Source organism: Brevibacterium sanguinis (genome assembly GCF_039528855.1).
GTDB classification, from domain to species: domain Bacteria; phylum Actinomycetota; class Actinomycetes; order Actinomycetales; family Brevibacteriaceae; genus Brevibacterium; species Brevibacterium sanguinis.
Map to the genome: position 1 here is coordinate 23,516 of NZ_BAAAMB010000010.1, position 13,826 is coordinate 37,341.

12 protein-coding genes and 1 pseudogene are annotated in these 13,826 nt (G+C 69.5%); 1 reads left to right on the forward strand and 12 read right to left on the reverse strand.

Annotated features, from left to right (window positions below):
• Nucleotides 1–25 precede the first annotated feature (25 nt).
• Nucleotides 26–586 (reverse strand): DUF4229 domain-containing protein, encoded by a 561-nt coding sequence (locus ABD154_RS12055; RefSeq protein ID WP_250786246.1) that lies wholly within the window; start codon nucleotides 584–586, stop codon nucleotides 26–28.
• A gap of 156 nt (nucleotides 587–742) precedes the next feature.
• On the opposite strand from ABD154_RS12055, the gene ABD154_RS12060 reads away from it, so the two are divergent.
• Nucleotides 743–1,177, forward strand: a complete 435-nt coding sequence (locus tag ABD154_RS12060; protein WP_140955509.1) for a PLDc N-terminal domain-containing protein — start codon at nucleotides 743–745, stop codon at nucleotides 1,175–1,177.
• Between the two features lie 655 nt (nucleotides 1,178–1,832).
• Here the strand turns inward: ABD154_RS12060 and ccsB are convergent.
• The 11 genes and pseudogenes from ccsB to ABD154_RS12115 all read right to left on the reverse strand — a co-directional run.
• A complete protein-coding gene (gene ccsB, locus ABD154_RS12065; protein WP_140955508.1) occupies nucleotides 1,833–2,858 on the reverse strand; it encodes a c-type cytochrome biogenesis protein CcsB in 1,026 nt (341 codons plus the stop codon).
• 141 nt (nucleotides 2,859–2,999) lie between these two features.
• Nucleotides 3,000–4,754, reverse strand: coding sequence for a cytochrome c biogenesis protein ResB (gene resB, locus ABD154_RS12070; protein WP_250786247.1), 1,755 nt, complete (start codon nucleotides 4,752–4,754; stop codon nucleotides 3,000–3,002).
• A complete protein-coding gene (locus tag ABD154_RS12075) occupies nucleotides 4,754–5,509 on the reverse strand; it encodes a cytochrome c biogenesis CcdA family protein (protein WP_137825380.1) in 756 nt (251 codons plus the stop codon). Before ABD154_RS12075 ends, resB begins: the two co-directional genes overlap by 1 nt.
• Nucleotides 5,510–5,514: 5 nt before the next feature.
• Nucleotides 5,515–6,111 carry a TlpA family protein disulfide reductase gene (locus ABD154_RS12080; RefSeq protein WP_140955507.1) on the reverse strand — a complete coding sequence of 199 codons (597 nt, stop codon included), beginning with the start codon at nucleotides 6,109–6,111 and terminating at the stop codon, nucleotides 5,515–5,517.
• The gene (locus ABD154_RS12085) at nucleotides 6,108–6,749 is read right to left on the reverse strand and encodes a histidine phosphatase family protein (protein WP_137825363.1); all 642 of its coding nucleotides are present in this window, start codon (nucleotides 6,747–6,749) and stop codon (nucleotides 6,108–6,110) included. The genes ABD154_RS12080 and ABD154_RS12085 overlap by 4 nt, the downstream gene beginning before the upstream one ends.
• On the reverse strand, nucleotides 6,746–8,098 hold the full coding sequence (hemL, locus tag ABD154_RS12090; protein WP_137825362.1) for a glutamate-1-semialdehyde 2,1-aminomutase: 1,353 nt from the start codon (nucleotides 8,096–8,098) through the stop codon (nucleotides 6,746–6,748). The genes ABD154_RS12085 and hemL overlap by 4 nt, the downstream gene beginning before the upstream one ends.
• Entirely contained in the window at nucleotides 8,095–8,562 is a 468-nt protein-coding gene (locus ABD154_RS12095) for a MarR family winged helix-turn-helix transcriptional regulator (RefSeq protein ID WP_137825361.1), read from the reverse strand. The genes hemL and ABD154_RS12095 overlap by 4 nt, the downstream gene beginning before the upstream one ends.
• On the reverse strand, nucleotides 8,559–9,542 hold the full coding sequence (gene hemB / locus ABD154_RS12100; RefSeq protein WP_137825360.1) for a porphobilinogen synthase: 984 nt from the start codon (nucleotides 9,540–9,542) through the stop codon (nucleotides 8,559–8,561). Before hemB ends, ABD154_RS12095 begins: the two co-directional genes overlap by 4 nt.
• A gap of 1 nt (nucleotide 9,543) precedes the next feature.
• Nucleotides 9,544–11,157 carry a bifunctional uroporphyrinogen-III C-methyltransferase/uroporphyrinogen-III synthase gene (locus ABD154_RS12105; RefSeq protein ID WP_137825359.1) on the reverse strand — a complete coding sequence of 538 codons (1,614 nt, stop codon included), beginning with the start codon at nucleotides 11,155–11,157 and terminating at the stop codon, nucleotides 9,544–9,546.
• Nucleotides 11,154–13,649, reverse strand: coding sequence for a glutamyl-tRNA reductase (gene hemA, locus ABD154_RS12110; RefSeq protein WP_344251349.1), 2,496 nt, complete (start codon nucleotides 13,647–13,649; stop codon nucleotides 11,154–11,156). Before hemA ends, ABD154_RS12105 begins: the two co-directional genes overlap by 4 nt.
• Nucleotides 13,646–13,826 (reverse strand): annotated as a pseudogene (locus ABD154_RS12115) (redox-sensing transcriptional repressor Rex); the annotation flags it as partial. The gene hemA and the pseudogene ABD154_RS12115, both read right to left, overlap by 4 nt.

A 13,826-nucleotide genomic window follows, 5' to 3' on the forward strand; every position in this document is an offset into this window, starting at 1 on the left:
ACCGGCCGACTGCGTTGGATGAGGATCAGCGCCGTTTGGCGTCGGGAGCCTCGGCATCGGTCGTGCGGTCGGGGGTCGGCGCTTCGGTCGAGCCTGCGGCGGTCTGGGGCTCGGTGGTAGTCCCTGACTCTGCGGGACGCTGGGTCTCGGCGGGGTTCTGGGTCTCAGCCTTCGCCTTGGCGGTCTCAGCCGAGGAGCCAACTGCGGACTTCTTCGACGATTCCGTCGGCTTCGTCGCCGGTCCAGCCGCCTCGGCGTCCTGGGCGGAGACAGTGTCCTGGGCGGAGACAGTGTCCTGGGCGGAGACAGTGTCCTGGGCGGAGACGTTCTCGTCGACGAGGGTGTCCTCGAACGACTCGTCCTGGCCCTTGCGCTTCTTCGTCTTCGCGCGCTTGGCCAGCCGGTTCTCGATGTCGCCTGCGACCTTCGCCCGCATTCCGCCGAGCACAAGGTAGCTGATGAGCGCGCCGATGAAGATCGCCGCGACGGCCATGACGAGTGTGAACCCGAGGAAGGGTTGGAGAACGAGCCCGACGGCGACGATGATTCCCAGCCGGGCGAGGGTGTAGATCCAGAAGCTGCGCATTGCACCTATTCTAGTCGGGACTGTCTGCGTGGATTCTCAGAACTCGGGCCGGGATCGGCGACGAGGGCGAGACGCGACGAAAGGGCAACACTGCCTGTCGAAACCGGTCGCCCTGCGACTGAGCTGGTCTTCAGGTTAGTCGACTATCCTTGATGCATGGCTCGAGTACTCATTGCCGGGATAGTCCTAGCGGCAGCGATCACACTGTACGGACTCTTCGACTGTCTGCTGCGCGATCGGAGTCTCGTCCGAGTCCTGCCCAAGCCTGTCTGGGCGCTCATCATCCTCCTCATTCCGATCATCGGCTTCGTCCTCTGGTACATCTTCGGACGCGGTTCCGAGGCCAAGCCCGACCCGTCACCGAGGCGCAGCGGCCCGACCGCTCCCGACGACGATGAGGACTACCTCCGCCAGGTCGACCGCGAGGTCAAGCTCGGCAAGCATCGTCCGCGGGACGACGAACCCACGGACTCCGAGACCCCTCCCCCGGGTGACACCCTCGATCCCGAGGACCGCCCCGATGACCAGGAGTCCGGCGACGAGCACGGCTCGGAAGGCAGCAAGGGCGAGGGCCGCGGCCACTCGAACTGAGCACTGACGGCCTGCTCGAGAAGACGGCTGGCTCAGCCCGAACCGGTCGCAGGTCCGTGACCCGACGTAGAGTCCTTAGGCTTCCCGCGTACAACACCGCTGACGATCCTGCGGGCGAACCGAGTCTGACGGCGTGAGCAAATCACTGCGCAGATCCTCCGTTGCCGTGAGCAGGCACGCATCAGCGCGCCGTTGTTCTCCGCGCAGTCCGGTCGTTCCGGATACAGCTTCGCATCCACCCGCTTCGGTCAGAGGCTCAGTCGCAGCATGGTCTCGTGTGCGGGCCCGGTTTCGAGCGCCAGCGGCCGCCCGACTGACCGGAGATAGACGCCGCTTCGCGCGCCGACCGGCACAGCACCCCCGTCGCGCGGCAGACAGCGAAAAGTGGTCACAGAACCGAGGGAGAAGCGCCGAATCGGCACGATCTCCTCGGTTCTGTGACCACATTCGGCACTGCACAGCAGAGGCCGGGCGGAACGGCGCGACATCCGACGCGCTGAAGACCCGGGCACGTCACTGCTCAAGGACCGACGGGCGGCACTGCGCAGCAGAGGCCGAACGGCACCGCGCAACGGAGGTCAGGCCGTCAGGCCGGCGGGCGGCGCCCCACAGCGGACCTCAGGCCGTCGGCCCGATCACCGTCCGCCCACGACCGTCAGCCGAGGCCGGAGTACGAGTGCAGGCCGTTGAAGTAGACGTTGACGACGGTGAAGTTGAAGAACACCGTGGCGATGCCGATGAGGTTGAGCACGGCCACCTTCGTCGGGCCCCATCCGCGGGTCGCCCGCGCGTGGAGGTACGCGGCGTAGACGACCCAGACGACGAACGTCCAGATCTCCTTCGTGTCCCAGCCCCAGTAGCGGCTCCAGGCGACCTCGGCCCAGATGGCGCCGGCGATGAGGGTGAACGTCCACGTGATGAAGCCGACGGCCGCGATCGTGTAGGAGAACCGCTCGAGCTCGGTGCTCGAGGGCAGACGGCGCATGAACCGCAGCCACTTCGGGTCCTTCGTCTCGCTGACGGTCTTGAGTATCTGGAAGACCGCGAGGATCGCCGAGATCGACAGCAGCGCCGTCGAGAGGATCGCGATCGGCACATGGATGGCGATCCAGTACGAATCGAGGGCGGGGATGAGCTGGGCGGCCGGAGTGTAGAAGACCGTGATCGCGAGACCCAGGCACAGCAGGACGCCGCCGGAGACGAACGTTCCGAGGTAGCGGATGTCCTTGCGGGTGAGCACGATGAGGTAGACGAGGACGGTGATCGCCGTGGCGGTGAGGACGTACTCCATCATGTTGCCCCACGGCACGCGCATCACCGACAGGGTGCGGGTGATGACCGAGCCGATGTGGAGGACGACGGCGAGCACGATGAGCGACGTGCCGATGCGCGCCGCGCGGCGCCGCTTGGCATCGGAGGCCGACAGCTCCTCGCCGGTGCCGTTGTCTCCGGCGTGGTCATCAGCGCCGGGACGGTCGAGGAGCGCCGTCGCGGTCTTCCGGTTGGTGCGGCGCACCGTGCTCGACTTCGCGCCGGCCGCCACCGTGTCGGACTTCGACTTCTTCAGCTCCCGACCCCCGAAGAGATCGAAGGCCGAGAAGATCATCGCGACCGCGTAGACGATCATCGCGGAGACGATGAGCTGATTCGACCACATCGCCAGGTCGGTGTTGACGTCCATGTATCCTCCGCACCGTGAGGGTGCTCAATTCCTTGCGTCAGTGAATCTGCGTGCCCGTCTCAGGCGCACGTCCCCGATTCTACTCCGTGTAGTACCTCAGTTTGAAGCCGCGAGGACCATGCAGGCCCGCACTGCGGTCGCTCAGTCCTTCTTGTCCGTGTCCTCGGCACTCTCACTGCCGAGGTCCTTCGCGAGTTCCGTCGCCGCGCGCTCGACCATCGGATCCTCGCCACGGGCCAGAGCCGCCACCTCGACCTCGCCGTCCTTGACCCGCACCCACACGCGCCGGCGCGGAATGAACAGGGACAGTCCGAGTCCGAGGAGGACGAGCACGGAGCTGACGAACATGAGCAGCTGCGTCGGATCCTGCGAGATGTCGACGGCGATGAACCGCTTGACCCCGTCGAAGGTCACCGAACCGCCGTTGGGCAGCTCCTGGGTCTCCCCCGGCACGAGCTGGATGACGAGCGGGTTGCCGGCGGCATCCGTCATCTCCGTCATGTTCGAGGCATCGAGGGTGTAGACCGACTGCGGCTCCCCCGAGTCGAGGCCGAGGTCGCCGGTGTACCCGCTCATCACGAGGTAGGGGTTGCGCAGCTCGGCGAAGTTCGACACGAGGTCGCCCTGCTCGTTCTGCGTGGCCGTCGGCAGCAGCACCCCGACGAAGCCCATCTGCGTGCCCGCGGCATCGGGCACCTTGATCGCACCCTCGGAGGTGTACCCGGGGTCCCCGTTCGCGGGGATGAAGACCTGCGGCCCGGACCGGACGACCTGGCCGGTCGCATCCCGCACCGTCACCTCGGGGGCGTACCCGTTGCCGGTGAGGTAGACGCCGGTGTCGGCGACGCGGATGGGCTCGTTGACCTTGAGCTGCTCGGTCTTCTCTACCCCGTCCGCCGAGGTCGTCACCGTGGCCTCGAAGGTGCGGGGCTGACCGAACTGGTTGCCCGGCGCGGCATCGTCGAAGCTCGAGGTGAACCGGTCGAGGGTGAGGCGGAACTGCGGCAGGTTGTCCGCGTTGTAGTACGTGCCCGGGTCGAAAGAGTCGTAGGCGACGAGCGAATTCGTGAACGTGTCGCCTTCGACGAGGATGCGCTGCCCCTCGTAGCCGAAGAGCGACCCGATCGAGATCGTCAGCGTCGTCATGAGGATCGCGATGTGGAAGACGAGGTTGCCGGTCTCGCGCAGGTAGCCGCGTTCGGCCGCGACATGGTCCCCGTGGCGCGAGGTGCGGTACCCGAGCTTCTTCAGCCGGGCCTGCGCGGCGTCGAGGAACTCCTCATCGTCAAGCTCCCCGTCCTTGACCTCCGCCGAGGTGAACGCCACGTATCCGGGCATCCGTCCCAGCCGCCTCGGCGCCTTGGGCGGTGCCGAGCGCATCGCCTTCCAGTGCTGGGACGTGCGCGGGACGATGCACCCGACGAGCGAGATCATGAGGAGGAGATAGACCGCGGAGAACCAGATCGACGAGTACACGTCGAACATGCCGATCGTATCGAGGAACGCTCCCCACGCCCCGTTCTCCTCGAGGAAGGTGTTGACGCGGGCCGGGTCCTGGATCCGCTGCGGGAGCAGGGAGCCGGGGATCGAGGCGAGCGCGAGGACGAGGAGGAGGATGAGGGCCACCCGCATCGTCGTCAGCTGCCGCCATGCCCACCTGCACATGCCGATGAAGCCGAGCTGCGGCTGCGTCACCTCCGACCGATCGGGCTTGCCCGCTCCCTTCGCCGAGGCGGTCCCTGCCTTGGAGGCGGCGCCGGCCTTCCCGGCAGGCGCGGCCTTCGCGCGGTCCGCGGCCGGCTGCTCCCGGCGAGGCTGCGCCTCGGCGGTGCCCGAGGTGTCGGCAGCCTGCTCGGGGGCCGCGTCCGTCGTGTTGCCAGCAGTCTTGTCTGCCACTAGATCACCACTTCAAATCCGGAGATGAGACCCTGCAGCGAGTTCATCCACTGGTTCCACAGTCCGATGGCCATGACGAAGCCGAGTGCGATGAGCATGACTCCGCCGATGCGGACGATCGTCGTCTGGTGCTCGCGCACCCAGTTCAGCCGACCGGCACCCTTGTGGATGGCGATCGCCAGGAGGATGAAGGGAATGCCGAGTCCGAGGCAGTAGACGAAGGCGAGGAACGCGCCCCGCCACAGGGTGCCGTCGGAGCCGAAGCTCAGCGACATCGTCAGCACCGCGGACAGGGTGGGGCCCACGCAGGGGGCCCAGCCGATGGCGAACGTCGCCCCGAGCACGGGAGCACCCCACAGTCCCGCCTTGGGCCGGGCGTGGATGCGCCGTTCCTTCTGGAGGAAGCCGAACGCGCCCATGAACACGAGTCCGGCGATCATCACCCCGACACCGAGGATGCGGATGAGGATGTCCTGGAACTGGGAGAACATCGCCCCGAGGGCGGAGAAGCCCGTGCCGAGGATGACGAAGACGACGGTGAAGCCGAGCACGAAGAGCGTGATGCCCGTGATCACCCGCCACGTCGCCTTGTCACGCAGCGACGAGCCGCTCAGCCCCGTGACGTAGCCGACGTAGCCGGGCACGAGCGGCAGCACGCACGGGGAGACGAAGGAGACGAGCCCGGCGAGTGCCGCGGCCCCGGCTGCGAGCAGGAGGGGACCACTGAGCACCGCCTGGGCGAACTCCGCCCCGATGCCGCTCACTCCGCCTGCACGTCCTCGATGAGTCCCTGCAGGGTCGACTTGTCGACGGCGCCGACGACACGGGCCGCGGCCCGGCCCTGCGCGTCGAGGATGACGGTCGAGGGCGTCGCCTGCGGGGGCAGGACGCCCGAGAGCAGGGCGACCATGTCGCCGTTCGTGTCGAGCATGTTCGGGTAGGGGATCTGGTAGTTCGAGATGAAGGCGTTGGCCTCCGCCGCCTGGTCACGGACGTTGACGCCGATGAACTGGGCGGAGTCGCCGAACTCCTCGGAGACCTCCTTGAGGTCGGGGGCCTCGACGCGGCACGGCGGGCACGCCGCATACCAGAGGTTGATGACGACCGGGGTCGGTCGCATGTCGGCGAGCGAGAGCTGCGAGCCGTCGAGGGTCTCGAAGGTCAGGTCGAGGGGTTCGCCGCGATCCTTGACCGCGACCTGGGAGACGACGCCGGAACCCGAGACGTAGCCCTGGTCGGAGCCCGCCTGTGCGGCGAGCTCATCGTTCTGGGTGCATGCGCTGAGGACGACTGCCGTGCCGGCGATGATGCCCGTGAGGACCGCCCGGCGACCGTACTGTCCGTTGCCGCCGATCATGCTCCCGCCACCGCGTGGCCCGGCTGCAGATCCGCGCAGAGATTCTCATAGCTCACGGACACCAGTGTGGACTTCTCAAATGTGAAACTCGTGACAGACGCGAGCGCGCACTCCCGTTTGCGCGGGTCATGGGCCAGCGGTCGCCCTTCGCCGGCCAGGCGCGCCATCCAGATCGGCAGCTGGTGGGAGACGATGACGCCGCTCGCCTCGGGCCCATGACCCTCGAGGCGGGCGCGCAGGCTCGCCATCGCCGCCTGCGTGCGCAGGGCGATCTGGCGGTACGGCTCACCCCACGAGGGCACCAGCGGGTTGTAGAGGCGCACGAGGTTCCGCGGCTGCGCGAGCGTGCGGGCGTTCATCGTCTGCCCTTCGAAGGAGTTCGCCGCCTCGATGACGCGGTCGTCGGTGAAGACGGGCATGTCGAGGTTCTCCGCCAGGGGCGCGATCGTCTGCTGCGCGCGCAGCAGCGGTGAGGCCACGAGCGCGTCGGGCGCATTGTCCTCCTGCGCGAAGTGCTCGCCGACCCGGCGGGCCATCTCATGCCCGCGCTCGGTCAGCCCGAAGCCGGGGATCCGACCGTAGAGGATGCCCTCGGGGTTGTCGACTTCGCCGTGGCGGACGAGGTGGATCGTGGTCATCGGCTCGGCTCTCCGTTCGCATCGGGGACGGCGGCAGCGGCCTTCGCAGCCGCCGGCAGCGCTGCGATGATCCGCTCGAGGATCTCATCGGTGTGGGCGTAGGAGAGGAACCACGCCTCGAATGCGCTCGGCGGCATGTGGATGCCTGAGTCGAGCATCGAATTGAAGAACGCGGAGTACCGGTCGACGTTCTGCGCGCGGGCATCGTCGTAGTCGACGACCTCGCCGTCGGTGAAGAAGACGGAGAACATCGAGTTCGCCGACTGGATCGTGTGCGCGACCCCTTCGGCCTCGAGCGCCGAGGCGACGGCGGGCCGGAGGATGTCCGCTGCCCGACCGAGGTGCGAGTAGACGTCGAGCTCGGTCGTGAGCTTGAGCGTGGCGAGTCCCGCGGCGGTGGCGACGGGATTGCCCGAGAGCGTGCCCGCCTGGTAGACGGGTCCGGCGGGGGCGAGGTGGGCCATGACATCGGCGCGACCGCCGAACGCCGCGGCCGGGAATCCGCCGCCCATGACCTTGCCGAAGGTGAAGAGATCGGCGGGCCCGTGCGGGTAGCCCAGGGTCTCCGACTCGTAGCCGTACCAGCCGGCGGCGGAGACGCGGAAGCCGGTCATCACCTCGTCGCTGATCATCAGCGCCCCGTGGGCCTTCGTGAGTTCGCGGATCGTGTTCGTGAAGCCGTTGCGCGGGGGCACGACCCCCATGTTGCCGGGGCTCGCCTCGGTGATGACGCAGGCGATCGACTCGCCGTGCTCGGCGAAGACCGCCCGCAGCGCCTCAGCGTCGTTGTAGGCGACGACGATCGTGTCCTCGGCCTGCGCCCCGGTGACCCCCGGGGTGTCGGGCAGGGAGAACGTCGCGAGCCCCGAACCGGCCTGGGCGAGCAGGGAGTCGACGTGACCGTGGTAGTTCCCGGCGAACTTCACGACCTTGTTCCGGCCGGTGTAGCCGCGGGCGAGGCGGATCGCGCTCATCGTCGCCTCGGTGCCCGACGAGACGAGGCGCACCTCGTCGACGGGGTCGATGCGGGAGACGATCTCCTCGGCGAGTTCGACCTCGCCGACCGACGGGGTGCCGAACGAGAAGCCCTTGACCGCGGCCTCCTGGACGGCGGCGACGACCTCGGGGCGGGAGTGGCCCATGATCATCGGACCCCACGACCCGATGAGGTCGATGTAGTCGTTGCCGTCGGCGTCGCGCAGCCACGCTCCGGTCGCCGAGGTGATGAAGCGCGGGGTTCCGCCGACCGCCCGGAACGCCCTGACCGGGGAGTTGACTCCGCCGGGGATGACGCGCTCCGCCCGTGCGAAGAGGGCGGCCGAGTTCTGGGTGGGTGAGGCGTCGGTCATGAGTTCTCCTTCGCGGTGAGGTGGCGGGCGACCTTGCCGAATGCGACGCCGAGCGTCGCCATCTCCTCAGGGGTGAGGAGGTCGACGAGGTTGCTGCGCACGCTCTCGACATGGGTGGGGGCGGCGGCGACGAGGAGGTCCCAGCCGGCGTCGGTCATCGCACAGTTGACGCCGCGGCCGTCCTCGGGGATCGGGCAGCGCGACAGCAGGCCCTTCTTCTCCATCCGGGCGACGCTGTGGGTCAGGCGCGAACGCGACATCGTCGTGTCCGAGGCAAGCAGGGCCATGCGCATCGATCGTCCCTCGTGTTCGCTCAGCCTCACGAGGATCTCGTATTCGGGCAGGCCGATGCCGAAGTTCTCCCGCAGATCGGCCTCGAGCTTCGCCCCGAGCAGGGAGCTGCCGGTGAGGTAGGAGCGCCAGGCGCGCTGGTCCGGCGGGGACAGCCAACGGGTCTCGCTCATCGCCGACCTCCGCTCAGCCACCGGCTGACCTCGGTCGCCCAGTACGTGAGGATCGCATCGGCGCCGGCCCGCTTGAACGCGATGAGGGACTCCTCGATCGCGCGGTCGCGGTCGATGGCCCCGGCGGCGGCCGCGAACTCGATCATCGCGTACTCCCCCGACACCTGGTACGTCCACACGGGCACCGGGGACTCCGCGGCCACCTCGGCGAGGACGTCGAGGTAGGGCAGGCCGGGTTTGACCATGACGATGTCGGCGCCCTCGGCGAGGTCGAGGTCGAGCTCGTGCATCGCCTCGCGTCCGTTCGCCGGATCCTGCTGGTAGGTCTTGCGGTCCCCGACGAGCTCGGAGTCGACGGCTTCGCGGAAAGGTCCGTAGAACGCCGAGGCGTACTTCGCGGTGTAGCCCATGACGACGACGTCGGTGAAGCCGTGGTCGTCGAGCGCCTCCCGGCACACGCCGACCTGTCCGTCCATCATGCCTGAGAGCCCGAGGACGTGGGCACCGGCGCGGGCCTGCGCGACGGCCATCGAAGCGTAGCGTTCGAGCGTCGCATCGTTGTCGACGCGGCCGGCCTCGTCGAGCACGCCGCAGTGGCCGTGCGAGGTGAACTCGTCGAGGCAGAGGTCGGCCATGATGACGGTGTCGTCGCCGAACTCGTCGCGCAGCATCCGCAGCGCCCGGTTGAGGATGCCCTCGGGGTCATCGGCGGCCGAGCCGCGTTCGTCGCGGACGGTGGGGATGCCGAAGAGCATGAGTCCCCCGACGCCGGCGTCGACGGCCTCGCGGGCGGCCTCCCGCAGCGACGTCAGCGTGTGCTGGACGACGCCGGGCATCCCGGTCAGCGGCGCGGGCTCCTCCAGCGACTCCTTGACGAACATCGGCAGGATGAGGTCGGCGGGGGTGAGGTGGACCTCGGAGACGAGGCGGCGGAGGGCCGCGGTCGACCGCAGGCGACGGGGACGGACGATGGGAGCCATGTCAGGCCTTCTTTCTGCGACGCTTCTGGCTGGGGCGCACCGGGGTGACCCCGGCGGTCAGGTCTGCCTCGCGCATGCGCGTGGCGTACGCGACGAGACCGTCGATGAGTGAGGTGAGGTTCGCTTCCTCCGCGAGGACGTCGACCCGCAGGCCGTGCTCCTCCGCGGTGTTCGCGGTGGCCGGGCCGATGCAGCAGATCACCGAGGTGGCCGCCGGCTTCCCGGCGATCCCGACGAGGTTGCGCACCGTCGAGGACGAGGTGAAGAGGAACGCGTCGAAGTCACCGGCCTTGATCGCCTCGCGGATCGGCGCCGGCGGCGGGGAGGCGCGCACGGTGCGGTAGGCGGTGACGTCGTCGACGTCCCAGCCCTTCTCGAGCAGCCCGGCCACGAGCACCTCGGTGGCGATGTCGGCACGCGGCAGGAGGACGGTGTTCATCGGGTCGATGTCGTCGACGTAGTCCGGCCACGCCGCGGCCAGACCCCGGGCCGAGTGCTCGCCGTCGGGGATGAGGTCGGGGGTGATGCCCCAGTCGGTCAGCGCCGCGGCGGTGCGACCGCCGACCGCGGCGACCTTGACCCCGGACAGGGACCGCGCGTCGAGGCCGAAGTCCTCGAACCACATGCGCACGGCGCGCACCGCGTTGACGGAGGTGAAGCCCACCCATTCGTAGGAGCCGTCGACGAGTCCGCGGATCGCCTTCTCCATCTGCGTCGGCGTGCGCGGAGGCTGCACGGCGATCGTCGGGACGACGGTGCCGACGGCGCCGAGTTCGGCGAGCGCCTCGGCCGTCGACGTGCCCTGCTCCTTCGTCCGGGGGATGAGCACCTGCCAGCCGAAGAGCGGCTTCGTCTCGAACCACGCGAGCTCGCCGCGGGAGTCGACGCCCTGGCCCATGATGACGACGAGGCGGTCCCCGGCATTGCGGCACAGCCCCGGGGCCTGCCCGAGGGTGGTCTCGACGCTCGTCTGCTCGGTCGTCGAGATGCCCCAGCCCAGCAGCACCTTCGTCTCCGCGTCCCAGCCGTCGTCGAGCAGGGCCCGGAAGGCCTCCTCGACCTGCGCGGCGGTGCCGGTGAGCACGTGCGTGGTGTTGCGGTGCTTGGAGACGTCGACGTGGGTCTGCGGGCCGGCTTCGATGAAGCGCACCGAGCGGACCCGGTTCGTCGTCAGCGCGGTGCCGGTGTAGGCGGCGGTCGCCGCGGAGAGTCCGACCCCGGGCACGATCTCGACGTCGATGCCCGCCTTGCGGCACACCGCCGCCTCGGTGGTCGTCGTCGTGAAGAGCAGACCGTCGTCGGAGCTCAGCCGCACCACGGTCTTGTCGGGGCGGGCGAGCTCGGCGAGCCGGCGGCCGCGGGTCGAGGGCGACTGGCCGAGTTCGGCGGCGTCGATGACCTCGGCGGCCTGCGGGACGTAGGCGGTGACGATCTCGGAGTGGACGTGGGCGTCGTAGACGACGAGCGCGGCGTCGGCGAGGATGTCGGCGCCGCGGGCGGTCATCAGTCCCGCCTCACCGGGACCGGAGCCGATGAAGACGACGCGCGGGCCCACCGGCAGGAGCCGCCGGGGCTGGACCTGGCCGGTGCCCTGAGTCTCGGGCTGCTCGCTCATGACTGTCCTTCGGACCGGGACCGGGCGGCGGCCTTGACCGGGGTGAGGTGGTCGGCGGAGCGCGCGGGATCGATGTCGAGGCGGCGCAGCAGGTCCTCGGCCGCGGCGGTGCCGAGCTCGTCGGCGACCCGGGCGATCTCCTTGCCGGCGATCGGCAGGGCGTGATCGTCGCGGGAGCTGAGATCGGCGTCGTCGATGAGCGGCAGCGGCGCGCTCATGTGGGTGCGGGCGATGGTCCCGTCGTCGTCGGCCATCATCGCCGCGACGACGAGCTGCGTCCCGGTGATCGTCGCCAGGGCTCCGATCGGAGCCGAGCAGCCGGCCTCGGCGCGGGAGAGGATCGCCCGTTCGCACGTCACGGCGAGGTCGGTCGCCTCGTCGTGGAGCCGGCGCAGAGCTGCGCGGATCTCGACGTCGCCGGCCATGAGGGCCTCGTCCTGCGTGTACGGGCTGTCGGCTCCGCGCGTCTCCACCGCGAGCGCCCCCTGACCGGGAGCGGGAAGCATGGTGTCGAAGTCGAGGAGGTCGGTCGCCTCGGCGAGCCGCCCGATCCGACGGACACCGGCGGCGGCGAGGACGACGGCGTCGAGGCGGCCGTCGCGGACGTGGGCGATGCGGGTGTCGACGTTGCCGCGGACCCCGCGCACCTCGATGTCGGGGCGGGCGGCCCGCAGCTGGACGGCGCGGCGCGGCGACCCGGTGCCGACGACGCTGCCGGCGGGCAGCTGGGCGAGGCTGAGGCCGTCACGGCCGATGAGGACGTCGGCGGGATCGACGCGCGGCGGAATGGCCGCGAGCTGGATGCCCGGCTCCGGGGTCGTCGGGAGGTCCTTGAGCGAGTGGACGGCGATGTCGATCTGGCCCTGGTGCAGGGCCTGCCGGACGGCGGAGACGAAGACGCCGGTGCCGCCGAAGCCCGCGAGCGGGGACATGTTGACGTCGCCTTCGGTGACGACCTCGACGATCTCGACGCGCCAGCCGGTCAGGGCCGCGATCTGGTGGGCGATCGCCGTCGACTGCGAGCGGGCGAGCTGGGAGCGCCGGGTGCCCAGACGCACCGTGCGGCCTGTCGGATGCTCGGGTTCGACGACGTCGAGGGTGTGGTCGGCGACCGGCCGGAGACCGTCGGCCTCGATGTGGTCGGGGCTCGCGGCCTTCGCGACCTTCGCCTCCGGGGTCGGCACGGCGTGCGGGGTCTTGATCGTCGGCAGGTCGAAGAGCTGGATGAGCGCCTGCGCGTAGTCGACGTCGGAGTAGGAGACCGCGAGCTCCTTGACCTTGACCGTCGGGGTGTGGATGAGCTTCTCCGCGACCCGGTGGAGGGACTTGCGGACCTCGGCGAAGACCTTGTCGTCGACGTGGTCGCCGATCTTGCGCTGCAGGCGCTCGGTCTCCGCGGCGAGCACGTCCTTGGCGTGGGTGCGCAGCGCGGTGACCGTGGGGGCCACCGCCCGCTCCTTGGCGCCGGACTCGAGCTTCTCCGTCTCCTCGGCGATGATCGCGCGCACCGCTTCGACGGTCTCGACGACCGCCGCGTCGCGCTGGTTCGACGAGGTCGACAGCAGCTTCCGGATGTCGCCGAGTCCGAAGAGGGCGACGTGTTCGAACTCGCGCACGCTCGGATCGATGTCGTGCGGCAGGGCGAGGTCGACGAACGCCTTGTTCGCCGCGCTCTTGGAGTTCTGCGAGAGACCGGCGACGATGTCGTCGCGGGTGACGACGACGCCGCGGGCGCCGGTGGAGGAGACGATGAGGTCGGCGTCGGCGATCTCCTCGGCGAGCGACCGGGGGGTGAGCTCGCGGGCCCGACCGCCCACCTCGGCGATGAGGCGCTCCGCCTTCTCCAGGGTCCGGTTGAGCACCGTGATGTGGTTGACGCCCTCCCGGTGGAGGGTCGCGACGACGAGGCCTGACATCGCGCCGGCGCCGATGACGAGCGCGTTCGCGGCGTGCAGCGGCCCGATGTGGGCCTGGGAGGCTTCGAGGGCGGCGCCGAAGAGGGAGCGGGCGACCTCGTCGAGTCCGGTCTCCGAATGGGCGCGCTTGCCCACCCGCAGGCTCTGCTGCAGGGCGTGGGAGAGGTCGGAGGTCAGCGCTCCGGCGCTCATCGAGTCGGTGAACGTCGAGCGCAGCTGGCCGAGTATCTGGGCTTCGCCGATCGCCATCGAGTCGAGCCCGCACGCGACCTTGAGGAGATGGCCGAGCGCCTGGTTGTCGTAGTGGGCGTAGAAGTGCCCGGCGATGTCCTGCCAGTCGCGTCCGATCGAGGACACGAGCGCGTTGCCGAGGTCGGCGAGTCCCCCGTGGAAGGCGGAGACGTCGGCGATGAGCTCAAGCCGGTTGCACGTCGAGAGGACGGCGAGTCCGTCGACGCTCGCCCCGTCGAGGGCGTCGGTGCGCAGACGGTCGACGTCGTCGGCCCCGAACGCGAGCGCGTCGAGCATGTCGATCGGCGCCGACTGGTGGGAGATGCCGAGAACCAAGAGAGTCAATTGCTGTGCTCCTCCACTGGAGTGGCTGTAGCCGTTTCGAGCGCCGAGTAGTACGCGAGGACCTGGAGCTCACTGGCCAGGTCGACCTGCTGGACCCGCACGGTCTCCGGGGTGTCGAGCACGGTGGGCGCGAAGTTGAGTATGCCGCGGACTCCCGCCTCGGCGGCGATGCGGGCG